The following is a 23,002-nucleotide window of genomic DNA, read 5'->3' on the forward strand; positions in this document are numbered from 1 at the left end:
GCCGCGTACCCGAGGATCAAGCCGTTACTCACATGATCAGCGACTTACTTCGACATCACACCACCTGCACAGATACCTTGTTTGGGAAGGGTCTCCCCGGGCATGCGATCCACCATGCACGATGTACAGCAACTTATCGGTGGGGCCTGGGGAACGGGCAATTCAGACCGTGAGATGACCGTGGCCGATCCATCGGACGACACCCCGGTGACCCGGGTGGTGATGTCGTCGGAAGAAGACGTCCGGGCGGCCGTGCACGCGGCGCGGGCGGCCGCGGACGGGTGGGCGGCCACGGCCCCGGCGGCCCGGGCGGCGGCGGTGCGCGCGGCGGCCGACGCGATCGAGGCCGCGTCCGGCGAGCTCGCCCAGATCATGCACACCGAGATGGGCAAGCCGGCGGACGAGGCCGGGGATTCGATCGCCGCCGGCGTCGGGACGCTGCGGCAGTACGCCGAGCTGGGCCCGGTCCACCGTGGCCGCACGCTGGCCGGTGATGACGAGGCGATCGACCTGATGGCGTACGCGCCACGCGGCGTGGTGGCCGTGATCACACCCTGGAACGACCCGGTGGCGGTGTCCTGCGGTCTGCTGGGCGCGGCCCTGGTCACCGGCAACACGGTGGTCTTCAAGCCCAGCGAGCGCACGCCCGCGACCGGCTGGCGGCTGGCCCGGCTGCTCGAGCCGCATCTGCCGGCCGGCGTGCTGAACGTGCTGGCCGGGGACGGCGAGGTGGGGGCCGCGCTCGCCGGCTCCGAGGTGGACGTGGTGGCGCAGGTCGGCTCGACCGCCACCGGTCGCTCGATCGCCGCCGCGTGTGCCCGGACCGGCGCGAAGGCGCTGCTGGAGAACGGTGGCAGTGACCCGCTGGTGGTCGACGCCGGGGTGGATCCGGTGTGGGCGGCGGGGCAGGCGGCGCTGGGCGCGTACGCGAACTCGGGTCAGATCTGTGTCGCCGTCGAGCGCGTCTATGTGCACCGGGACATCGCCGGCGCGTTCCTGGACGCGCTGGTGGCCGAGGCTGGACGCTGGTCGGCGCGGATCGGGCCGCTGGTCGACAAGCGGCTCCGGGACGCTGTGGACGATCAGGTCCGCCGGGCGGTGAAGGACGGCGCTGACCTGCGGTGCGGCGGCGTGGCGCCGGATGGTCCGGGCGCCTTCTACCCGCCGACCGTGCTGGCCGGCTGCACCGACGACATGGCGGTGATGCGGGAGGAGACGTTCGGCCCGGTGGCGCCGGTGGCCGTGGTCGGCTCGTTCGACGAGGGGCTGCGGCGGGCCGCGGATTCACCGTACGGGCTGTCCGCGACCGTGCTGACCGCGTCGATGAGCAACGCTCAGCAGGCGTGGCGCCGGTTGCCGGCCGGCACGGTCAAGGTCAACAACGTGTTCGGGGGCGCGCCCGGCGGTGCGGCTCACCCCCGGCGGGCCAGCGGTGAGGGCTTCGGGTACGGGCCGGAGCTGCTCGACGAGATGACCGTGACCAAGGCCGTGCACCTGCAGGCGCCGCCGTCCGGCTGGTGACCTACCGCGGCCGGCCGGCGGCCCGGCCGACCAGGGCGGCGGCCACGTCGCGCAGCTTGCGGTTGCTGTCCTGGGAGACCCGGCTGAGCAGCACGAACGCCTCGTCGGCGGAACACCGCCGCTCGGCCATCAGGATGCCTTTGGCCTGTTCGATGACGGACCGGTTCTCCATCGCCTCGCGCATCTGCCGGGCCAGGGTCGCCGTCTCGTCGTAGACGTGTGCGTTGGCCAGCGCCACGGCCGCGTACCCGGCGAAGGTCTGCGCCACGTCGATCGCGTCGTCGTCGAAGGCGGCCGGCCTCGTGGAGTACACGTTGAGGGCGCCGGTGACCGCCTCCTGGATCGGCATGCCGACCGACAGCGTGCTGCGGATACCCGCGTCGGCGGCCCGCTTGGCGAAGCCGGGCCACCGCTCCTCGGTGCCGGTGTCGGGGATCGAGAACGTGGTGGCGGTGATGGACGCGTCCAGGCAGGGCCCCCGCTCGGCCTCGTACTGGGTCTCGTCCAGGTCGAGGGCGACGTCGCCGGTGAACGTGGCGGTGCGCGCGTCCGGGCCGGTGACCAGCGTCACGGAGACCTCGTCGGCTCCGTCGAGCGTCTGTTTCGCCAGCTCGGCCACGCGCGCCAGCACGCCCCCGAGGTCGGTCTCGCTGAGCCGGATGCGGCCGAGCTCGGCGAACGCCTGGTGTGGATCCGGGTACTTCGCGGTCGTCATGCCGTGCGCCTTTCCGGCCGGCGGGTGGGCCCGGCGAACGGACCGTGGTGTCAGCCGGCCTCGGAGAGCTGTCCCCGGAGATTCTTCAACGCCCGGGACAGCAGTCGGGAGACGTGCATCTGGGAGATGCCCAGCTGCTCGGCAATGCATGCCTGGGTCTGATTGCCGTAGAAGTACTGGACGACGATGTGCCGTTCCCGGTCGTCCAGGCCGGCCAGCGCCGGCGGCAGGGCGACGTTCAGCTCGGCCCTGGCGTAGCCGGTCTCCTCGGCGGCGAGCGTGTCGCTGATCGCCGAGTCCTCGCCGTCGCCCAGCGGCGCCGAGAGCGAGACCGCCCGGTACGCGTGCCCGGCCTCCATCGCCTCGAGAACCTCCTCCTCGGAGACGCCGAGCCGACCGGCGACGTCCGCCACGGTGGGGGCCTGCTGCAGGTCGTGGCCCAGATCGGCCTGGGCCGCCGCGATCGCCAGGCGCAGTTCCTGGAGGCGCCGCGGGATGCGCAGCGTCCACGCCTTGTCCCGGAAGTACCGCTTGATCTCGCCGAGGATGGTCGGGATCGCGTACCCGACGAAGTCGACGCCGCGGGTCGCGTCGAACCCGTCGACCGCCTTGATCAGGCCGATCGCCGCCGTCTGGAGCAGGTCGTCGAAGGATTCGCCCCGGTTGGCGTAGCGACGGGTGAGCCGCTTCGCCATCGGCATCCAGGCCTCGATGGCCTGTCCCCGCAGCCGCGGTCGGTCGGGGTGGCCGAGGGGCAGCGCGGCCACCGTGTTGACGAGCTCGGTGGCTCGCGCGTCGGCCGCAGCGGCCGCGGCCGTGGAGTGCCTGACAGCAAGGGTCACGGTGTTTCCTCCCACTTTCAGCGTCGCAGCGCGGATTCCGGGCGGAGACATGAACAAGCCGGCGCCGTTGACCGCGACCGCGTTGAAGCAAGTCGCTCGGCGCCTTCTTGACCGATGGCAGACTCGGTACCCCAGCGATCCGAGAACGAATCCCACTCTTCTGTGACGTAGGTCACTCATCTGCGGCCTCCGCGGCCGGGGGGCAGCTCAGCGACCGTCAGGCGCCCCTCTAGCGTCACCACGGTGAGCCCGTCCCTCCGCACGGCCGCCGCCGGGCTGCTGCTGCGCTCGCTCGCCCGGCGCCTGCCGATGCGGATCGCCTACCCGGACGGGAAGGTGACCGGCGCCGAGGGCCCGATCATGAGGCTGCGGCGGCCGCGCGAGCTCCGCCGGCGGCTGGGCGACGACGGCGAGATCGGCCTCGGCGAGTCCTATCAGGCCGGTGACTGGGACAGCGACGACCTACCGGCCCTGCTGACCGCCGTGGCCACCGGGCTGGCCGGGATCGCCCCGGCGCTGCAGAAGCGGCTGTGGCGGCTGCGCCGGGTCCGGCCGCCGCGGGCCGAGGAGGGCACCCTCGAGGCGGCGCCCAGCAACGCCGGGCGCCACTACGACCTGCCCAACGAGATGTTCGCGTCCTTCCTGGACCGTTCCATGACGTACTCGTCGGCGCTGTTCGCCTCCCGGGACGACGACCTCACCGAGGCGCAGCACCGCAAGATCGACCGGCTGCTCGACGTGGCCCGGGTGGGCGCCGGGAGCCACCTGCTGGAGATCGGCACCGGCTGGGGTGAGCTGGCGATCCGGGCCGCCCGCCGCGGCGCCCGGGTGGTCAGCGTGACGCTGTCCGAGCAGCAGCGGCGGCTGGCCGTGGAGCGGCTGCGGGAGGCCGGGGTCGCCGACCGCGTCGAGGTGCGGCGGTGCGACTACCGCGAGGTCGAACCGGCGCCGGACGGCTTCGACGCGGTGGTCAGCGTGGAGATGGTCGAGGCGGTCGGGTACGACTACTGGCCGGCCTTCGCCGAGGCGGTGCTCGGGCACCTGCGGCCGGGCGGGCGGGCCGGGATCCAGCTGATCACCACCGACCACGAGCGGATGCTCGCGACCGTCCACGCGTACACCTGGATCCAGAAGCACATCTTCCCCGGCGGCCTGGTGCCGTCGGCCGAGGCGATCGAGGCCGCTTTCACGGCGGCCGGCGGGCTGGTCGAGGAGCGGTTCGACTTCGGGTCCTGGCACTACGCCGAGACCCTGCGCCGCTGGCGGGCGGCCGGTGAGCACGACCGGACCTGGGACTACTACCTCTCGTTCTGCGAAGCGGGCTTCCGGGCCGGCTATCTCGACGTGAGCCAGTTGGTCGTGGTGTCCCCCGAGCGAGCTACAGCCGAGTGTCCACCGCGTGGTGACGTTTCGGAGCGCACCGATCAATAGCGTTTTCCTCACACCCAACGAGGAGGAAAAATGCGGTTCGTTCTTCAGCTGGTCACCGTGGTCGCGGTCGCCTACGGCGGTTCGCTGGCCGTCGTCGCGGTGCAGGACAATCCCTGGCTGGCTCTGCTCGGCGGCCTGCTCACCGCGGTGCTCGCGAGTCTGGCGTACGCCTGGGTGGTCCGCCGGACCGAGAAGCGCGAGGTGACCGAGCTGGCCCGCGCGAAGGCGGCCGGCGGCCTGACCCGGGGAACGCTGATCGGGTTCGCGATGTTCGCCGCGGTCATCGTCAACATCGCCTTCCTCGGCGGCTTCCACGTCGACGGGATCGGCTCGGTGACCGGCTCGCTCGGCCTTCTCGGTGTCATGGCCGCCGCCGCGACCACCGAGGAGCTGATGTTCCGCGGCCTGCTGTTCCGCTGGCTGGAGAAGCTGACCGGCACCTGGATCGCGCTGGTGGCGACCGGGCTGCTGTTCGGCGCGATGCACCTGCTCAACCCGGACGCCACCCTGTGGGGCGCCACCGCGATCGCCGTCGAGGCCGGTTTCATGCTCGCCGCCTGCTACGCCGCCACGCGCAGCCTCTGGGTCACGATCGGCCTGCACTTCGGCTGGAACTTCGCCCTCGGCGGCCTGTTCAGCGCCACGGTGTCCGGCAACGGCGACTCCAAGGGCCTGCTCGACACCACGCTGACCGGCCGGGACCTGATCACCGGCGGCGCGTTCGGCCCGGAGGGCAGCGTCTACGCGGTCGGCGCCGGTGTGATCCTGACCGTGGTGTTCCTCTGGCTGGCGGCCCGCCGCGGCACCATCGTGGCTCCGCGCCGCCGGGCGGCCGCTAAGGTTTCCGCGTGAAAAACCTCCCGGACCGGTGGCGTCGCCTCGACGTCATGGTCCGGGATCTCCCGTTGGGCCTGGCCCTGCTGGCCGCGTCGCTGGTGCCGGCCCTGAAGAACCGGGGCACCCAGCTCGGCGACCTGCCGATCCGGCCGTTCGACGCGCTGACCGTGCTGGTGCTGGCGCTGGAGTGCCTGCCGCTGGCCGCGCGGCGGCGGTGGCCGGCGGTCAGCCTGGCCCTGATCTCCACCGGCTTCGTCATCGACCAACTCCGCGCCTACCACCTGGTCGCCGGGTCGGCGCTGGGGTTCGCCCTGCTCAGCGCGGGCGCCTACCTCGAGTGGCGCCGATGGGCCACGGTCGGCCTGCTGACCGCGGCGTACGTGCCGCTGTCGATCGCGCTCTACCAGCAGGGCTCGTCCGAGGGCGTGATCGGGTTCGTCACGTTCTACCTGATCTGCGCGCTCGCCTGGAGCGCCGGGGCCTGGCTGCGGAGGACGCGGGCGATCGAGGAGGAGCGCCGCCGGCACGTCGCCGAGGCCACCCGCGCCGCCGAGCGCACCCGCATCGCCCGCGAGCTGCACGACGTTGTCACCCACCACGTGACGGCGATGGTCGTCCAGGTCGAGGCGGCCCGTTACCTGACCGCGGCGCCGGACCGGCTCGACCAGACGCTGTCCGGCGTGGCCGGCACCGGGCGTCGGGCCATCACCGACCTGCGGCACCTGCTCGACCTGCTCAATCCCGACCACGAGGCCCCGGAGGTCGAGCTGGGCACGCTGGTCGAGCGGATCCGGCAGGCCGGTCAGCCGGTCGACCTCATCGAGGACGGCCGGCCGCAGGAGTCGCCGGGCAGCGCCGAGGCGGTCGCCTTCCGCGTCGTGCGGGAGGCCCTCACCAACGCCTTGAAGTACGACCACGGCGGCCACACCTCGGTCCATGTTCACCACGGCGCAAGGGACATCACGGTGCAGATCACCACCGACGGCACGGGTACGGGCGGAGCGTCGCCCGGCGGCAGCGGTCGCGGGCTGACCGGGCTGCGCGAGCGGGTCGACGTGCTCGGCGGCGAGTTCAGCGCGGGCCACCGGCCCGGCGGCGGTTTCGTGGTGACCGCGTGCATCCCGGCCGGGAACGGCTCGTGACCGCGCCGACCCGGGTGCTGATCTGCGACGACCAGGCCCTGATCCGCACCGGCTTCGCCACGATCATCGACGCCCAGCCGGACATGGAGATCGTCGGCGAGTGCGGCGACGGCCGGGCCGCGGTCGAGCTGGCCCGGCGGCTGAACCCGGACGTCGTGGTGATGGATGTCCGGATGCCGGTGCTGGACGGCATCCAGGCCACCCGGCAGCTGGCCGGCGACGGGGTCGAGCAGCCGGTCAAGGTGCTGGTGGTGACCACCTTCAACCTCGACGAGTACGTCTACGAGGCGCTGCGCGCCGGCGCCAGCGGCTTCCTGCTCAAGGACGCGCCACCGGCCCAGCTGCTCAACGGCATCCGCACCGTGGCGACCGGCGCCGCGCTGCTGGCCCCCGAGGTCACCCGTCAGCTGGTCGGCCGGTACGCGGCCCGGATCCGCCCGGCCGGCCGCGGCCCGGGCGACGTGCCGCTGGCCCCGCGCGAGCTGGAGGTGCTCAAGCTGATCGCGAACGGCCGGTCGAACAGCGAGATCGCCGCCGAGCTGGTGATCAGCCCGGAGACCGTGAAGACGTACGTCTCCCGGATCCTCACCAAGCTCGACCTGCGCGACCGCGTCCAGGCGGTCGTCTACGCGTACCGAACCGGACTGGTGGTCTAGAACACCCTGTGTCCGCCGACACGAACCCGATACTTCGAGGTCAGTTCGCGTTCACCTGCCGTAATGTTGGTCGCTGCCCAGGGCGGTCGTGCCACACGCCTGGTCGACGACTATCCGCGAGGTGACAGTGGAGCGCGCCCGGTGACCGTGACGACTGATCCGCGTCTGATCGAGCTGCCCGACATCGTGGCCACGCCCGGCGACCCGGCCGTCTTCCGGTCGTCCTCGGCGCCGTTCCGCCGCACCCTGGCCGACATCCTCGACGCGACGGCACACGCCCATCCCGACGCCCTGGCGCTCGACACCGCCGAGGTCACGCTGACCTACCGCGAGCTGGCCGACGAGGTCGACGCGGTGCGCAAGATGCTGGCGGGACACGGGATCGGCCCCGGCGACCGGGTCGGCGTCCGGGTGTCCTCCGGCACGGCCGACCTCTACCTGGCGATCCTCGGTGTGCTGGCGGCCGGCGCGGCGTACGTGCCGGTCGACGCCGACGACCCCGAGGAGCGCGCCGACCTGGTCTTCGGCGAGGCGGGCGTCTGCGCGGTGCTGGGCGACGGGCTGATCGTGTCTCCCCGCAGCACTCCGCTCGGGCAGACCGGCCGGCCCGGCCCCGAGGACGACGCCTGGATCATCTTCACCTCCGGTTCCACCGGCACCCCCAAGGGTGTCGCGGTCACCCACGCCGCGGCGTGCGCGTTCGTCGACGCCGAGGCGCGGCTGTTCCTCGCCGACGACGCCGAGGGCCCGATCGGCCCGGACGACCGGGTGCTGGCCGGGCTCTCCGTGGCCTTCGACGCCTCCTGTGAAGAGATGTGGCTGGCCTGGCGGCACGGCGCGTGCCTGGTGCCGGCCGCGCGGTCGCTGGTCCGCAGCGGCGTCGACCTCGGCCCGTGGCTGGCCGAGCGGCGGATCACCGTGGTCTCCACGGTGCCGACGCTGGCCGCGCTGTGGCCGGCCGAGGCGCTCGACGACGTGCGCCTGCTGATCTTCGGTGGCGAGGCCTGCCCGCCCGAACTGGCCGAGCGGCTGGCCGTCGAGGGGCGCGAGGTCTGGAACACGTACGGCCCGACCGAGGCGACCGTGGTGGCCTGCGCGGCCCGGCTGACCGGCGAGGGCCCGGTGCGCATCGGGCTGCCGCTGGCCGGCTGGGAGCTGGCCGTGGTCGACGCGGCGGGCGAGCCGGTCGAGATGGGCGGCTCCGGCGAGCTGGTCATCGGCGGGGTGGGCCTGGCCCGGTACCTGGACGCCGGCAAGGACGCCCAGAAGTTCGCGCCGCTGCCGTCGCTGGGCTGGCGGCGGGCGTACCGCAGTGGCGACATCGTCCGCGCCGAGCCCGAGGGGCTGCTGTTCCTGGGCCGCGGCGACGAGCAGGTGAAGCTCGGCGGCCGCCGGATCGAGCTGGGCGAGGTGGACGCCGCGCTGCAAGCGCTGCCGGGTGTCGCCGGCGCCGCCGCCGCGGTCCAGCGCACCGCCGCCGGCAACCAGCTCCTGGTCGGCTACCTGGTGCCGCACGACGGCGCGGGCTTCGACGCCGACGCGGCCGCCGCACGGATCCGCGAGCAGCTCCCGGCCGCGCTGGTGCCGCTGCTGGCCGTGATCGATGACCTGCCCACCCGTACCTCCGGGAAGGTCGACCGGGCCGCCCTGCCCTGGCCGCTCCCTTCCTTCGCAAGGGCGGGTTCGCTGACCGAGACCCAGGAATGGCTGGCCGGCGGCTGGGAGTCGATCCTCGGGATCCGCCCGGCCGAGGCCGATGCCGACTTCTTCAGCCACGGCGGCGGCAGCCTCAACGCCGCGCAGCTGGTGGCCTGGATCCGGGCCCGCTACCCGCGGGTGTCGGTGGCCGACATCTACCAGCACACCCGGCTGTCGCAGCTGGCCTCGGTGCTCGACGCCCTGGAGGACACCACCGAGGCCCGGCGCGAGGTCCGGCCGACGCCGCGGCGGGCCGGGTTCGTCCAGGCCCTGCTGATGCTGCCGATGCTCGCCCTGACCGGGCTGCGGTGGCTCACCGTGCTGGCCACGCTGGGCAACCTGCTGGCGGCCTCCGACGACCTTCTCGCGCTGACCGACCCGGCGCCGTGGGCCCCGGCGGTCTCCTGGTGGTGGATCGCCGCGGGCTGGCTGCTGCTGTTCACCCCGGCCGGCCGGATCGCGGTGGCGGCGGGCGGGGCCCGGCTGCTGCTGCGCGGCGTACGCCCGGGCGAGTACCCGCGCGGCGGCCACGTGCACCTGCGGCTCTGGGCCGCGGAACGGCTGGCCGACGTCTCCGGCGTGACCGGCGTGTCCGGGGCGTCCTGGCTGATCACCTACGCGCGGGCGCTCGGCGCGCAGATCGGCCCCGACGCCGACCTGCACTCGGCGCCGCCGGTCACCGGCCTGCTGAAGGTGGGCCGGGGCGCGGCGGTCGAGCCCGAGGTCGACCTCTCCGGCTACTGGGTCGACGGCGACGTCGTGCGGATCGGCCGGGTGCGGGTCGGCGCCGGCGCCCGGGTGGGTTCCCGCAGCACCCTGATGCCGGGCGCGCGGGTCGGCAAGAACGCCCGCGTCGCCGCCGGTTCGACCGTGACCGGGGCCGTCCCGGCCGGCCGGCGCTGGGCCGGCTCCCCCGCCGTCCCGGTCGCCGAGGACAAGATCCCGTGGCCCGGCAAGCGGCCGCCGCGGTCGCGGTTCTGGGTCGCCGCCTACGGCGTGACCTCGCACCTGCTCGGCCTGCTGCCGGTGGTGGCCGCGCTGCCCGCGCTGGCGCTGCTCGGCTGGGCGCTGGCCCATCAGCCCACGGTCGGCGCGGCGCTGGCCGTCGTTCCCCTGGCCGTGGTGAGCTACCTGGTCGCGTACGCCGGCCTGGTCCTGATCTTCGTCCGGCTGCTCAGCGTGGGCCTGACGGCCGGCTGTCACCCGGTGCACGGCCGGATCGCGTGGCAGGTGTGGACCACCGAGCGGCTGATGGGCATGGCCCGGGTGGCGCTGTTCCCGATGTACGCGAGCCTGTTCACGCCGGTCTGGCTGCGCCTGCTCGGCGCGAAGGTGGGACGCGGTGTGGAGGCGTCGACGGTGCTGGCCCTGCCCGCGATGACCACGGTCTCGGACGGCGCGTTCCTGGCCGACGACACCATGGTCGCCACCTACGAGCTCAGCGGCGGCTGGCTGCGCGTCGCCCCGGCCCGCATCGGCAAGCAGGCGTTCCTCGGCAACTCGGGGATGGCCGCGCCGGGCCGGTCGGTGCCCAAGCACGGCCTGGTCGGCGTGCTGTCGTCGGCGCCGCGCAAGGCCAAGAAGGGCACGTCGTGGCTGGGCGCTCCCCCGATGCCGCTGCGCCGGGTGGCCGAGGCGGCCGACGCCAGCCGCACCTTCGAGCCGCCGCTCCGGCTCAAGGTGGCTCGCGCGGCGATCGAGCTGTGCCGCGTCGTGCCGGTGATGCTCGCCGCCGCGCTGGCCGTCCTGGTCCTGGCCGCGCTGGCAATGATCTGGTCGGCGGCCGGCGGCTGGGTCACCACGCTGGCCGCCGGGCCGGTGCTGCTGGCCGGCGCGATCGTCGCCGCGCTCACCGCGACCGTGGCGAAGTGGCTGCTGGTCGGCCGGTTCCGGGTCACCGACCACGCGCTGTGGACGTCGTTCGTGTGGCGCAACGAGCTGGCCGATACGTTCGTCGAGGTGCTCGGCGTGCCGTGGCTGGTCCGCTTCGTGACCGGGACGCCGCTGCTCAACGCGTGGCTGCGGACGCTCGGGGCGACGATCGGCCGCGGGGTCTGGCTGGAGACCTACTGGCTGCCCGAGTACGACCTCGTCCGGCTGGGCGCGGGCGCCACGGTGAACCGGGGGTGCGTCGTGCAGACCCACCTGTTCCATGATCGGATCATGAGCATGGATGAGGTGACCCTGGCCGACGGGGCGACGCTCGGCCCGCACGGCATCGTGCTGCCCGGCGCGAGCATCGGCGCGCGGACCACGGTGGGACCCGGTTCGCTGGTGACCCGGGGTGACGCCGTGCCGGCCGACAGCGGCTGGCTCGGCAACCCGATCGCGACCTGGCCGGCGCGGACATGACCCCTCGGGCGGGCGCCGAGCGCTCGACCGACTCCTACCTCCCCGCGCACGGCAACGGTGGTTACCGGGTGCTCCACTACGACCTCGACCTCGACTACCGCATCGTGACCAACCGGCTGGCCGGTCGGGCCGTCATCACCGCCGTGGCCGAGCAGCCGCTGTCCCGGTTCACCCTCGACCTGGGCCGGCTGCGGGTCACCGAGGTCCGGGTGGGCAACCGGCCGGCCCGGTTCAGCCACCGGCCGGGCAAGCTGCGGATCATGCCGGCCCAGCCGGTGGAGGGTCACTTCGTGGTCGAGGTCCGGTACGCGGGCAAGCCGGTGCCGATCTCCGGCCGGTGGGGCGACATCGGCTGGGACGAGCTGACCGACGGCGTGCTGGTGGCCAGCCAGCCGAACGGCGCGCCGTCCTGGTTCCCGTGCGACGACCGCCCCGCCGCCAAGGCCGCGTTCCGGGTGCGGATCACCACCGCGGCGCCGTACACCGCGGTGGTCACCGGCGACCTGGTCTCCCGCCGCCGCGGCGCCGGCACCACGATCTGGGAGTACGAGCGGGCCGAGCCGACGGCGCCGTACCTGATGAGCGTGCAGATCGGCCGCTACGACCTGATCAACCTGGCGTCCGGCGAGGTCCGCCAGCGGGCCGCGATCCCGCCCCGGCTGCGCCGCCGGTTCGCGCACGACTTCGGCCGGCACGGCGAGATCATGGCCACCATGCAGCGGTTCTTCGGGCCGTACCCGTTCCGCGAGTACGTGGTGGTGGTCGCCGACGACGACCTCGACGACCCGGTCGAGGCGCAGGGCATGGCGGTGTTCGGCAAGAACCATCTCGACGGGCGGCGCACCCACGAGCGCCTGGTCGCCCACGAGCTGGCCCACCAGTGGTTCGGCAACAGCCTGACGGTGGCCGACTGGCGGCACATCTGGCTCAACGAGGGTTTCGCCACGTACGCCGAATGGTTGTGGTCGGCGGTCAGCGGCGGGATGTCGGCCGCCACGCACGCCGCCCAGTGGCACGCCCGCCTGCGGATCCGGCCGGCCGACATGACGGTCGCGAACCCTGGGGTGGACCGGATGTTCGACCCGCTGGTCTACAAGCGCGGCGGGCTGACCCTGCACGCGCTGCGGGTTCTCATGGGTGACGAAGCGTTCTTCGCGCTGCTGCGCGGCTGGCCCACCGAGCATCGCCACTCCACGGTCACCGATCAGCGGTTCCGGGCGTACGCCCAGACCTTCACCCCGAAACCGCTCGCCCCGCTCTTCACCGACTGGCTCGACCGGCCGGAGCTGCCGCCCTTTAAAAAGTGATATCACTTTGATAGCCTGGTCCTCATGACAGACCATCTCGACCTGCCCGCACCCCAGGTGCGCGAGCGCACCGCCCGCAGCGTCTCGGGCTGGCCGGTCGCCGGCTCCGCCCTGCTGGTGATCATCCTGTGCGTCGTGGGGTTGATCGTGGGTCTGCCCCAGGGGATCTGGGTCCTGGCCATCCTCAGTTTCCTGATCGGGCTGGTCGCGCTGGTCCCCTTGGCCGGGCTCACCCCGGTCGCGCCCGGCGAGGCCCGCGTCATCCAGCTGCTCGGCCGCTACACCGGCACGGTGCGCACCGACGGGCTCCGCTGGGTCAACCCGCTCACCGCCCGGCGCCGGGTCTCCACCCGGATCCGCAACCACGAGACCGACGTGCTCAAGGTCAACGACGCCGACGGCAACCCGATCGAGATCGCCGCCGTGGTCGTCTGGCAGGTCGAGGACACCGCCCGGGCCCTCTTCGAGGTCGACGACTTCATCGAGTTCGTGGCCATCCAGACCGAGACCGCGGTCCGGCACATCGCCAACAGCTACTCGTACGACTCGCACGACACCACCCAGATGTCGCTGCGGGACAACGCCGACGAGATCACCGCCCGGCTCTCCGACGAGATCGGCGTCCGGGTCGCCGCGGCCGGCGTGAAGATCATCGAGTCCCGGCTGACCCGGCTGGCCTATTCACCCGAGATCGCCCACGCCATGCTGCGCCGGCAACAGGCCAACGCCGTGGTCGCGGCCCGCACCCGGATCGTCGAGGGCGCGGTCGGCATGGTCGAGATGGCGCTGGTCCGGCTGGCCGAGAACGACGTGGTCGACCTCGACGAGGAACGCAAGGCCGCGATGGTCAGCAACCTGCTGGTGGTGCTGTGCGGCGATCGGGACGCCCAGCCCGTGGTCAACGCGGGCACCCTCTACAACTAGGCGTCGCATGGCGACCGAACGCAAGAAGCTCCTCCTCCGGCTCGACCCCGCCGTGCACGACGCCCTCGCGCGCTGGGCCGGTGATGAGCTCCGCAGCACCAACGCCCAGATCGAGTTCCTCCTGCGCAAGGCCCTGGCCGACGCCGGCCGCCTCCCCCGTGACGCCGGGCGGATGCGCGGGCCCGGCCGGCCCCGGACCACCCCCGACCCCGACCCTGCTTCGTCCGACCCCGACCCGGAAGAGGAGTGACATGGCCATTCCCGGCAGCCTCGCCGAGCGCGCCTTCCTGCTCGCCTACAACCCCGACAAGGGGCGGGTCGGCTGGGGCGTCCACCTCGGCGCCGTGCTCCGCGCCGCGGCCCTGGCCGACCTCTATCTCGAGGGCCACCTCACCGACAAGAACGGCCGCCCCGCCGTCGCCGCGGTCCGCCGCCCGCCCCACGATCCGGTCCTGGTCGCGCTGCTCGGCGAGATCGCCGGCGCCCGGCCGCGCAAGTGGCAGGTCTGGGTCGGCCGCCGGCACCGCCACGTCATCGCCGCCGTGCGCCAGCAGCTCAGCGAGGGCGGCTGGGTCCGCCTCGAGCCGCGGAGGATCCTCGGCCTGTTCCCCACGACCAAGGTGACCATCCGCGACCCCCGCGTCCGCAGGGAACTCCTGCGCCGGGTCGGCGACGCCATGAAGGAGCCGGTCCTCCGGGTCGAGCCGGCCGACGCCGCGCTCGTGACCCTGGTCGCCGAGGGCCGCCTGACCCACGTCCTCGACCGCCGGGCGAAGCGCGCCGGCAAACGGCGCTTCCACGACCTCGCCGAGCTCACCGGCCCGGTCGGCCCCGCCCTGCGCAAGGCGATCCAGTCCGCCGAGGCCGCCCAGGCCGGGTAGCGCGCCGCCCAGGGCAAGACGATCCAGTCGGCCGATCAGCGCGCGAAAATGTACGTTGATGTTTCCTTCTGTTGACATCGCACATGCAAGGCCGTCAATGTAGGGCAATGCCACCGATCCGCCTCCGGCCACTGCTCCTGGCCGTCCTCCTCGCACTGTCCTTCGTTGTCATTCCCGCGGGAACGGCCACCGCCGCCGCCGAGCCGGTCCACGGGCTCAAGGGTGAGTACTACAAGATGTCCCAGGTCGGCGCGCGTGACTTCGGCACGCTCGGCGGGACGCTGCTGGACGCCAACATCGACCTGCCCGGCCTGGTCGGCGCCTTCACCGCGCTGACCGGGCAGGGCGAGCACACCACCGGACGCTGGACCGGGCGGCTCACCGCGCCGGCCACCGGCGACTACACCTTCTTCCTGCGCGGCGACGACGGGTTCCGGATGTTCCTGGACGGGCAGCCGGTCGTCGACTACTGGGAGGTGTCACGCGGCGCCGAGATCGCCAGCCGGCCGATCACGCTGACCGCGGGCCAGGCGCACGACGTGCGCGTCGAGATGTTCCAGGACTACGGCGGCGCCGACCTGTTTCTGAGCTGGACCGGGCCGGGCATCGCCAAGCAGATCGTGCCCGAGTCGGCGTTCACCGTGCCGGACGGCTTCCAGGACTACCCGGCCCGGGTCACCGTCCAGCCCAACGGCCGCCGGCTCACCATCGACCTCGACCAGCCGATCACCGACGTCGCGCAGACCGCCGCGCATCTGGTCGTCGAGGCCGACACCACGCCGCTGCCGATCTCTTCGGTCACCGCGACCGGCAAACGCCTGGTGCTCACCCTGGGCGCGCCCGTCCAGAAGGGTCAGCGGGTACGCCTGAACTACGACGGCCACGGCGGCCTGACAGCGGGCGGAGAACCCGTACCCCTCGTCTCCCGGATCGCGACGAACACCTCGACCCACCGCCTGACCACCCCCTGGGGCGACCAGGTCGACCCCAAGCAGCCGCTGCCCGAATACCCGCGCCCCCAGCTGGTGCGCGACCGCTGGCTCAACCTCAACGGCCCGTGGGAGTTCGCCGGCGCCGGCGCGGGTGAACAGCCGGTCTTCGGCCGCGCCCTGGGCGAGCGGATCACCGTGCCGTTCCCGGTCGAGTCTCTGCTGTCCGGTGTGGAGCGTCGCGAGCAGCACATGTTCTACCGCAAGCTGGTCACCGTGCCGCGCGGCTGGCAGGCCGGCTCGAAGAACCGGCTGAAGCTCAACTTCGGCGCGGTCGACCACCAGGCCAAGGTCTGGGTGAACGGGACGCTGGTCACCGAGCACACCGGTGGCTACTCGGCCTTCACCGCGGACATCACCGACGCGCTGCGCGGCACCGGGCCGCAGGAGATCCTGGTCGCGGTGACCGACACGACCGGGCCGGACCAGCCGATCGGCAAGCAGTCGCTGAACCCGGGCGGCATCGTCTACACGCCCACCTCGGGCATCTGGCAGACGGTCTGGCTGGAGCCGGTCGCCCCGGCCGCGATCGACGAGCTGGTCACCACGCCTTCGCTCGACTCGCTGACCGTGCGGGCTCGCAGCTCGCAGACCACCAGGATCACGGCGACCGCGTACGACAAGGCGGGCCGGAAGGTCGGCGCCGTCACCGGTGACACCAACACCGCGCTGCACATGCCGATCCGTGACCCGCACCTGTGGAGCCCGGACGACCCGTACCTCTACGACCTCAGGGTGAAAACCGCCGACGACACGGTGACCAGCTACTTCGGTCTGCGTACGGTCGAGGTCAAGCCGGTCGGCGGGTTCCCCAAGCTCGTGCTCAACGGAAAGCCGATCTTCTCGCTGGCCACGCTCGACCAGGGCTTCTGGCCGGACGGCCTGTACACCGCGCCCAGCGACGACGCGCTGCGCTGGGACGTCGAGCAGACCAAGAAGCTCGGCTTCAACGCGATCCGCAAGCACATCAAGGTGGAGCCGGCGCGCTGGTACCGGCACGCCGACGAGCTGGGCGTGCTGGTCTGGCAGGACTTCGTGAGCGCCACCATCCGGACCACGGCGGGCCAGCAGGCCTGGCGTACCGAAGCGGACCGCGCCATGAGCCAGACGCACAACTCCCCCGCCGTGATCGGCTACGTGGTCTTCAACGAAGGCTGGGGCGAGTGGGACCGGGCCGAGACCGGACGCATCGCCGAGCAGGTCAAGGCGGCCGACCCGACCCGCATCGTCAACGCGCACAGCGGCGTCAACTGCTGCGACTCCAAGGGTGACTCGGGCAAGGGCGACGTGATCGACCACCACGACTACCTGAACGAGACGCCACCGTTCCCGGACGCCACCCGGATGGCCATGGACGGTGAGCACGGCGGCTTCACCCTGCGTACGCCGGGGCACATGTGGCCGGGGGCGCCCGCCAACATCTACAGCGGCGTGGCCGACAAGGACGCGCTGACCGCCAAGTACGTCGACAACACCACCCGCTTCTACCTGGAGGCGGCCGGTGCCGAGCTGTCCGGGTCGGTCTACACCCAGATCACCGACCTGGAGACCGAGCTCAACGGCCTGTGGACCTACGACCGACGGCAGATCAAGGTCAACACCGCGGCGGTACGGGCGATCAACCGCAAGGTCGTCAAGGCGGGCACGGCACCGGCCGGCGCGACCTATCCCGGCCGCGGCGACTGGAAGCTGGACGAGGGCCAGGGCACGACCGCCAAGGACAGCAGCGGCAACAAGAGCGACATGTCGTTCAGCGGCGGCCCGCGGTGGGTGACCGGCGTCGACGGGACGGCGCTGGCCTTCGACGGCGACGACTCGGCCGACACCGCCGCCCCGGTGGTCGACACGACGAAGGACTACTCGATCGCGGCCTGGGTGACCCTCGACGAGCTGCCCGGCAACTACGCCTCCGCGGTCAGCCAGGACGGCCGGGTCACCGAGAGCCCGTTCTACCTGCAGTACGGGCAGGGCGCGTTCGCCTTCAGCACGCCCGGCGGGAACCGGGCCCGGCTGCCGGTCACACCCGAGCTGAACCGCTGGTACCACCTGGTCGGCGTGCGTGACCACGGCACCGGCCGGGTGCGGCTCTACGTGGACGGCCGGTTGGCCGGCGACGCGGCGGCCGGCCCGGACGTGGTCAGCACCGGACCGCTGACGATCGGCCGGGCCAAGTACGCCGGCAACCGGACCGACTACTGGTCCGGCTCGATCGACGAGGTGCACGCCTACGACCGGGCGCTCACCGACGCCGAGGTGGCGGCCCTGCATTCCGAGGAGGCGCCGGGCTAGCTGGCCCGGATGTCGAGATTGGCGAATCGGACGCCGGCCGTACCCGTCTGATCGCCGGTCGCGGCGCCGAGCAGGACCCGTCCGGACGTGATCTCCGCGTTGCCCGAACCGGCGCGGAGCACGTCGCTCCCGTCCACCGCGACGGAAACGCTCTGGCCGGTCACCGTCACCGTGAGCTTGTGCCTGGTGCCCGGCTGGAGCGCGGACGACTGTTCCCGCCCGGTCTGCGCCACGATCGCCCCGTCGACGATCTCCATGACGAAGCGGTCCCCGCAGGCGCTCAGCAGGTAGCTGCTGGTCGGGTGGTAGCGGAACCAGAGCTGGGCGCAGGAGTTGACGGTGTCGACGGTGAGGTCGGCGTTGATCACGAGGTCGCCCGCGAAGACGTCGGCCGGGGCGAGGCACTGGTAGTTGGTCCGGCCGGTCGAGCGCGCGTGCAGCACCCCGTCCTCGTACTTGCAGCTGCCGGCCTCGGTCACGCTCTCCTTGAACCGCCCGGGCCCGGTGAGCGGATCGAACAGCGACGGGCCCTGGAAGCTGAGCGTGCCGGCCGACACCGCCGGGGACGGGGCCGGTGGCGCGGCCGCCCCGGGCTTCTCGTCATTGGTGCGGGCCAGGGCCACCGTCGCGCCCGCGATGATGGCGACCACGATGGCAACCGCGGCGTAGACGGCCCGGCGCACGATCGGCTTGCGCGGCGGCTCGACCGGCGGCGGTGCGACCGGCTGGGGCGGCGGGGCCTGCCGTGGCGGCCCTTCGCTGACCAGCTGTTGCAGCAGGTCCCGGGCACCGAACCGACTGTTCGGGGCGCCGACGGCGTGCCGTCCGGTGGCCGGCGGCTGCCGGTGGTCGGGCACCGGTGACGGCGGGGCCGGCGGTTGCTGCGGCACCTCGGCGATCAGCTGTTCCAGCAGGTCGCGGGCGCCGTAGGTGCGGCCGGCGGGCCGGGTCCCGCTCCGCGCGGCGGGCGCCGGCTGGGCCGGGACGGCGAGCAGGGTCTGCACCAGCTCGTGGGCCGCGGGCCGGTCCTCCGGGTTCTTCGACAGCGCCTGGCGGACCAGGCCGACCAGCGGCTCGGGCAGGCCGGTCAGCTCGGGCTCGCCGGTCAGGATGCGGCCCGCGGTGGCCATCGGGGAGTCGCCCTTGAACGGGCTGCGCCCGGTGCCGGCGTACGTGACGACCGCGCCCCAGGCGAAGATGTCGGCGGCCGGCGTGATCTCGCCGACCGTGGGGTCGAGCCGCTCCGGCGCCATGTACGCGACCGTGCCGACCATCTGATCGGTGCGGGTGTGCTGGCTGGTGACCTCGAGCGCCCGGGCGATGCCGAAATCGATCACCTTGGGCAGGCCCAGGGAGAGCAGCACGTTGGTCGGCTTGAGGTCGCGGTGGATGACCCCGGCGCCGTGGATCGCGGTCAGCGCGGCGGCCACCCCGACCGCCACGCTGTGCAGGTCGCCGGCCGGCACCGGGCCGCGCTCGGTCACCACCTCCTGCAGGCTGGGACCGTCCACGTACTCGACGACGAGGTATGGCACCTCGCTGTCGGGGTCGGCGTCGATGACCGCCGCGGTGCAGAAGGACGGGACCTGGCGTACCCGGCTGACCTCGCTGCGGAAGCGGGCGCGGAACTCTTCACGGTCGGCGAACTCGGCGCGGACGGTCTTGACCGCCACCGACCGTCCGATGTCGTCGCGGCCGAGATAGACCACGCCCATACCGCCCTCGCCGAGGCGGGCCAGCAGCTGGAAATCGCCGAGTCGCCGGGGGTCTTCGGGTCGCAGGGGCCTACTGCCCATGGGTAGCGCTCCCACTCCTGTTCCGGCGGTCCCGACGCGCTGCGACTGTACACGCTTTCAGCACCGTCGCCGGGGCCAGGTGCCCCACAGCACAGCGCCAAAAGTACAGACGTGAAAGTGACTGACCAGTAACTTTGCGGCCGTCGAGTGTCCACGTTGAACGGACAGGGTGTCGGGGGACAGAGCCGTCGGGGTAGGCTCCCTCGTCGACATGGGGGTAAATATGCATCGTAAGCGCACTATTCTGTTCGCTGTCATCCTAGGTCTGCTGACGGCCGGCGGGCTGGCCCAGCCGGCCGCCGCCCGGGCCGCGTCCGACGAACCGCCGGTCATCACGTCCGACGAGTTCGGCTTCTCCGGCTACCCGATCGTCGGGCAGCCGGGAACCTTCCACTTCGCGCCCGGCTCGACCGGTGTCGTGGCGTACGAGTGGCTGATGGAGAGCGACGCCGGGCGCGAGAACGCCGACGGGCGCGTCGACGCCGGCGCTGACGGCAAGGCCGACCTGCCGTACACCCCCCAGTTCCCGGGCGGCCACAACCTGACCGTCACGGCTCTGTCCGCCGACGGCAGCCGATCCCCGTCGACCTATATGTACTTCGACGTGATCGACAACCGGCCGACGATCAGCACCGACTGGTACCCCAGCGACCAGGACGGCGTCGGCCAGGAGATGCGGGTCCGGTTCAGCTCCCAGCTTCCCGACGTGAACGGCTTCGCGTACCGGTTCGACCGCGAGCCCGAGAAGGTCGCCATGGCGGACGAGGGGAACCGATACGCGGACGTCCTCGCGACGCCTGCGCACGCCGGCGACATCGAGATCACCGCCGTGGGCCTCAAGACCGACGGCAGCCGTACGCCGCCCACCACGATCCAGGTCCGGGTCACCTCGGGACCGCTGTTCGTGGGCACGGCCGGCCCGTACGGCGAGTCGCCGGTGATCGGACGCGAGGCGAAGATCAAGTTCCGTCCGGCCCTGCCGCACGTGGTCTCCTACCGCTGGTCGTTCCGCGGCGACGAGGGCACGGTCGCGGCGGCCGCCGACGGCACCGGAACAATCACGGTCACCCCGCGGAACCATTCCTCGAACCTGTCGGTCACCAGCGTGTCGGCCGACGGCACCGAGTCCGACGCCCGCGTCCACGAGGTCTCGGCCGCCGACACCGACGTCGACGTCAGCGGCACCTGGATCGACCAGCGCCCGACCGGCAAGCCCGGCCAGCCCGGCGAGTTCTCTTTCGGCAGCGACCTGCGCGGCGCCGTCGACGCCTACCTGTGGCACATCGAGAGCGGCCCGGTCCAGGAGGCCATCCCGGCCGACGGCACGTTCGCCACGGTTCCGCACACCCCGGACAGCAGCGGCGTCTTCCGGATCTACGTGCAGGCCCGCTTCACCGACGGCGCGCTCTCCCCGACGACCACCTACCAGTACTGGGTCGGCCGCTGATCGAACGCACGGCCGACCCGGCCCCTCGCTAGGAGACGGGCGGGAACCGCAGCACCCGGTCGTCGGTGGCGACCGGGTTGCCGCGGCCGTCCCGGTTGCTGGTGGTGACCCAGAGCGCGCCGTCCGGGGCCCGTTCGGCCGTCCGCAGGCGACCGAACTGGCCCTGGAGCCGCGCGACCGGCGTGCCCGCCCCGCCCGCGCCGTCCAGCGGCACCGACCACAGCCGGGTGCCGCGCAGCGCCGCCACGTACAGGGTGTCGTCCACGACCGTGGCGCCGCTGGGCGAGGCCTCGGCGGTCGACCACACCACGATCGGGTCGCGGAACCGCGGGTCGCCGGCCCGGCCCTCGACCGTCGGCCAGCCGTAGTTCACGCCCGCCTCGATCAGGTTGACCTCGTCCCAGGTGTTCTGGCCGAACTCCGAGGCGTACATCCGCCCGTCGGCGTCCCAGGCCAGACCCTGCACGTTGCGGTGGCCGAGGGTGTAGACCAGCGAGCCGGCGATCGGGTTGCCCGACTCGGGCACGCCGCCGTCCGGGGTCATCCGCAGGATCTTGCCGTTCCGGCTCTCCGGGTTCTGGCTGTTGGCGGTGTTGCTGGCGTCGCCCACCCCGGCGTAGAGCATGCCGTCCGGCCCGAACGCGATGCGCCCGCCGTCGTGGATGGACGCCCGGGCCAGCCCGGACAGGATCACCTGCTGGTCGTCCGGGGCGGCCAGGGTGAACCGGGCGATCCGGTTGTCACTGGCCGAGGTGAAGTAGACGTAGACGTACCCGTCGTCGGCATAGCTGGGCGACACCGCCAGGCCGAGCAGTCCCGCCTCGCCGTTCGGGCGCACCCCGGCGACCGTGGCCACCACCACCGGCGCCTGACCGGGCCGCACCCGCAGGACCCGCCCGCTGTTCCGCTCCGCGACCAGGGCGCTGCCGTCGGGCAGGAAACCCATGCCCCACGGTACGGTCAGCCCGGTCGCGACCACCTGGGGATCCCCGAAGTCCGGCTCGGCCGCCATCGCGGGAACCGCGCCCGCCATGGTGAGAGACAGCGCGACGACCACGCTCCCGACTGCCATCCTGCGACGCATCCGCGTACCTCCGCCTTGATGTCCTCATTGACGGAGGTGAATTTACCCCATTAGGGGCCGAGAGTAACCAAAAGGACGACGAAGAAGACGGCTGTCAAGCGTCCTAGGGTGCTAGATGATCAGGTCGAGGGTCGGCCAGGGAGGACCCTCGCGCAGCGCGCGCAGGAGCTTCTCGCCGAACCGCCGCCCATCCGGAAACTGGTCGCCGAGCTCCCAGCGCCACGCCGCGACCATCGCGAGAACGAGCTGCCGGCACTCGTCCAGCAACCCCTGGTCGACGTTCGGGTAGTGCTCACCGACCGCCAGGGGAACGTGGGCGAGATCGAACTCGACGGGTCCACGGCAGAGCGTCTCGAAGTCGATGAACAACGGGCCGGTCTTCGTGCTGAGCACATTGCCCGGATGCGGCTCGCCGTGGAGCAACTGCTCCACGGCCCCGCGGTCGTCGATCGTTCGTCGCAGGCCATCCAGCCGGCCGCCGAGAAAGACGCGGTCGGGGCCGGCGAGCCGCGGTGAGAGATCCGGGTCGGCGACAATCTCCTGCGCCCGGGTGATGCGATCCGTGAACCGGGGGCTCGGCACATCAACGTCGCGCATACCGGCGTGCAGCAGCTCCAGCGCCTCGGCGTAGCCGGCTGGCGAGGTGGGCGGTGTCGCGGGCTCGTAGTAGATCCACAGCGTCACGGCGAAGCCGTCGCGCGTGTACACCAGCGGGTCGGCCTGAGGCTCCGGGAGGCCCACCGGGCACCCGGCCTCGGCGAGTCGTCGAGCGCGCTCGATCTCGAGCCGGGCGCCCTCATGTGCCGCCGGGGCGACCCGGGCCAGCACATCGCATGGCGTCAGCCGCAGGGCCAGCTTGTTCGAGTTGTGGAGAACGACTGCGTCACCGGCCACGAGGCCGAGCGAGGTGGCGACCGACGTCGCGGCCGCGATCGCCCGCGCTACCTCCGGCCTCTCCACCCGCGAATCCTGGCACATCGACCCGGCCTCGCCGGTCCCTGACTCGGACACCGGCTCGTCACGCTCTCTGAAGCGTCCTAGGGTGCTAGGTCAAAATGGGCCTGACGTAGCTGACAGCTACCGGCCACCGC

General features: G+C 72.5%; 17 protein-coding genes. 12 read left to right on the forward strand and 5 right to left on the reverse strand.

Annotation, left to right across the window (positions count from 1 at the left end):
* The first annotated feature begins 114 nt into the window (after positions 1-114).
* Positions 115-1,521, forward strand: a complete 1,407-nt coding sequence (locus tag AB0O15_RS12920) for an aldehyde dehydrogenase family protein (RefSeq protein ID WP_364317843.1) — start codon at positions 115-117, stop codon at positions 1,519-1,521.
* Between the two features lies 1 nt (position 1,522).
* Here the strand turns inward: AB0O15_RS12920 and AB0O15_RS12925 are convergent, their stop codons facing one another.
* Together AB0O15_RS12925 and AB0O15_RS12930 are read right to left on the reverse strand one after the other, a co-directional pair.
* Positions 1,523-2,236 carry a GAF and ANTAR domain-containing protein gene (locus tag AB0O15_RS12925; RefSeq protein ID WP_364317845.1) on the reverse strand — a complete coding sequence of 238 codons (714 nt, stop codon included), beginning with the start codon at positions 2,234-2,236 and terminating at the stop codon, positions 1,523-1,525.
* 50 nt (positions 2,237-2,286) lie between these two features.
* Positions 2,287-3,078 carry a SigB/SigF/SigG family RNA polymerase sigma factor gene (locus tag AB0O15_RS12930; protein ID WP_364317847.1) on the reverse strand — a complete coding sequence of 264 codons (792 nt, stop codon included), beginning with the start codon at positions 3,076-3,078 and terminating at the stop codon, positions 2,287-2,289.
* A 243-nt stretch (positions 3,079-3,321) separates the two neighbouring features.
* Here AB0O15_RS12930 and AB0O15_RS12935 point away from each other — a divergent pair, with 243 nt between their 5' ends.
* The 10 genes from AB0O15_RS12935 to AB0O15_RS12980 all read left to right on the forward strand — a co-directional run bounded on the left by AB0O15_RS12935 (position 3,322) and on the right by AB0O15_RS12980 (position 17,584).
* The gene (locus AB0O15_RS12935; RefSeq protein WP_364317849.1) at positions 3,322-4,509 is read left to right on the forward strand and encodes a cyclopropane-fatty-acyl-phospholipid synthase family protein; all 1,188 of its coding nucleotides are present in this window, start codon (positions 3,322-3,324) and stop codon (positions 4,507-4,509) included.
* Between the two features lie 30 nt (positions 4,510-4,539).
* The gene (locus AB0O15_RS12940; protein ID WP_364317851.1) at positions 4,540-5,361 is read left to right on the forward strand and encodes a CPBP family intramembrane glutamic endopeptidase; all 822 of its coding nucleotides are present in this window, start codon (positions 4,540-4,542) and stop codon (positions 5,359-5,361) included.
* Positions 5,362-5,396: 35 nt separating this feature from the next.
* Positions 5,397-6,488, forward strand: coding sequence for a histidine kinase (locus tag AB0O15_RS12945; RefSeq protein WP_364318136.1), 1,092 nt, complete (start codon positions 5,397-5,399; stop codon positions 6,486-6,488).
* Entirely contained in the window at positions 6,485-7,144 is a 660-nt protein-coding gene (locus AB0O15_RS12950) for a response regulator transcription factor (RefSeq protein ID WP_364318138.1), read from the forward strand. Before AB0O15_RS12945 ends, AB0O15_RS12950 begins: the two co-directional genes overlap by 4 nt.
* Positions 7,145-7,285: 141 nt before the next feature.
* The gene (locus AB0O15_RS12955) at positions 7,286-11,194 is read left to right on the forward strand and encodes a Pls/PosA family non-ribosomal peptide synthetase (RefSeq protein WP_364317853.1); all 3,909 of its coding nucleotides are present in this window, start codon (positions 7,286-7,288) and stop codon (positions 11,192-11,194) included.
* Positions 11,191-12,501 carry a M1 family metallopeptidase gene (locus AB0O15_RS12960; protein WP_364317855.1) on the forward strand — a complete coding sequence of 437 codons (1,311 nt, stop codon included), beginning with the start codon at positions 11,191-11,193 and terminating at the stop codon, positions 12,499-12,501. The genes AB0O15_RS12955 and AB0O15_RS12960 overlap by 4 nt, the downstream gene beginning before the upstream one ends.
* Positions 12,502-12,525: 24 nt before the next feature.
* Positions 12,526-13,425 (forward strand): SPFH domain-containing protein, encoded by a 900-nt coding sequence (locus AB0O15_RS12965; RefSeq protein WP_364317857.1) that lies wholly within the window; start codon positions 12,526-12,528, stop codon positions 13,423-13,425.
* Between the two features lie 7 nt (positions 13,426-13,432).
* Entirely contained in the window at positions 13,433-13,675 is a 243-nt protein-coding gene (locus AB0O15_RS12970) for a hypothetical protein (RefSeq protein WP_364317859.1), read from the forward strand.
* A 1-nt stretch (position 13,676) separates the two neighbouring features.
* A complete protein-coding gene (locus AB0O15_RS12975) occupies positions 13,677-14,306 on the forward strand; it encodes a GPP34 family phosphoprotein (RefSeq protein ID WP_364317861.1) in 630 nt (209 codons plus the stop codon).
* Positions 14,307-14,413: 107 nt separating this feature from the next.
* Positions 14,414-17,584, forward strand: a complete 3,171-nt coding sequence (locus AB0O15_RS12980) for a LamG-like jellyroll fold domain-containing protein (RefSeq protein ID WP_364317862.1) — start codon at positions 14,414-14,416, stop codon at positions 17,582-17,584.
* Here AB0O15_RS12980 and AB0O15_RS12985 read toward each other — a convergent pair.
* Entirely contained in the window at positions 17,581-19,380 is a 1,800-nt protein-coding gene (locus AB0O15_RS12985; RefSeq protein WP_364317863.1) for a serine/threonine-protein kinase, read from the reverse strand. The genes AB0O15_RS12980 and AB0O15_RS12985 overlap by 4 nt on opposite strands.
* Positions 19,381-19,603: 223 nt before the next feature.
* On the opposite strand from AB0O15_RS12985, the gene AB0O15_RS12990 reads away from it, so the two are divergent.
* Complete coding sequence (locus tag AB0O15_RS12990; protein WP_364317865.1) at positions 19,604-20,827, forward strand: hypothetical protein; 1,224 nt, start codon at positions 19,604-19,606, stop codon at positions 20,825-20,827.
* A gap of 28 nt (positions 20,828-20,855) precedes the next feature.
* Here AB0O15_RS12990 and AB0O15_RS12995 read toward each other — a convergent pair whose 3' ends face one another.
* Together AB0O15_RS12995 and AB0O15_RS13000 are read right to left on the reverse strand one after the other, a co-directional pair.
* Positions 20,856-21,899 (reverse strand): PQQ-dependent sugar dehydrogenase, encoded by a 1,044-nt coding sequence (locus AB0O15_RS12995; protein WP_364317867.1) that lies wholly within the window; start codon positions 21,897-21,899, stop codon positions 20,856-20,858.
* Positions 21,900-22,022: 123 nt separating this feature from the next.
* Positions 22,023-22,871: a phosphotransferase gene (locus AB0O15_RS13000; RefSeq protein ID WP_364317869.1), complete on the reverse strand. Its 849-nt coding sequence runs from the start codon at positions 22,869-22,871 to the stop codon at positions 22,023-22,025.
* Between the last annotated feature and the right edge of the window lie 131 nt (positions 22,872-23,002).

Origin of the sequence: Actinoplanes sp. NPDC089786 (assembly GCF_040684855.1) — a bacterium.
Lineage (GTDB): Bacteria > Actinomycetota > Actinomycetes > Mycobacteriales > Micromonosporaceae > Actinoplanes.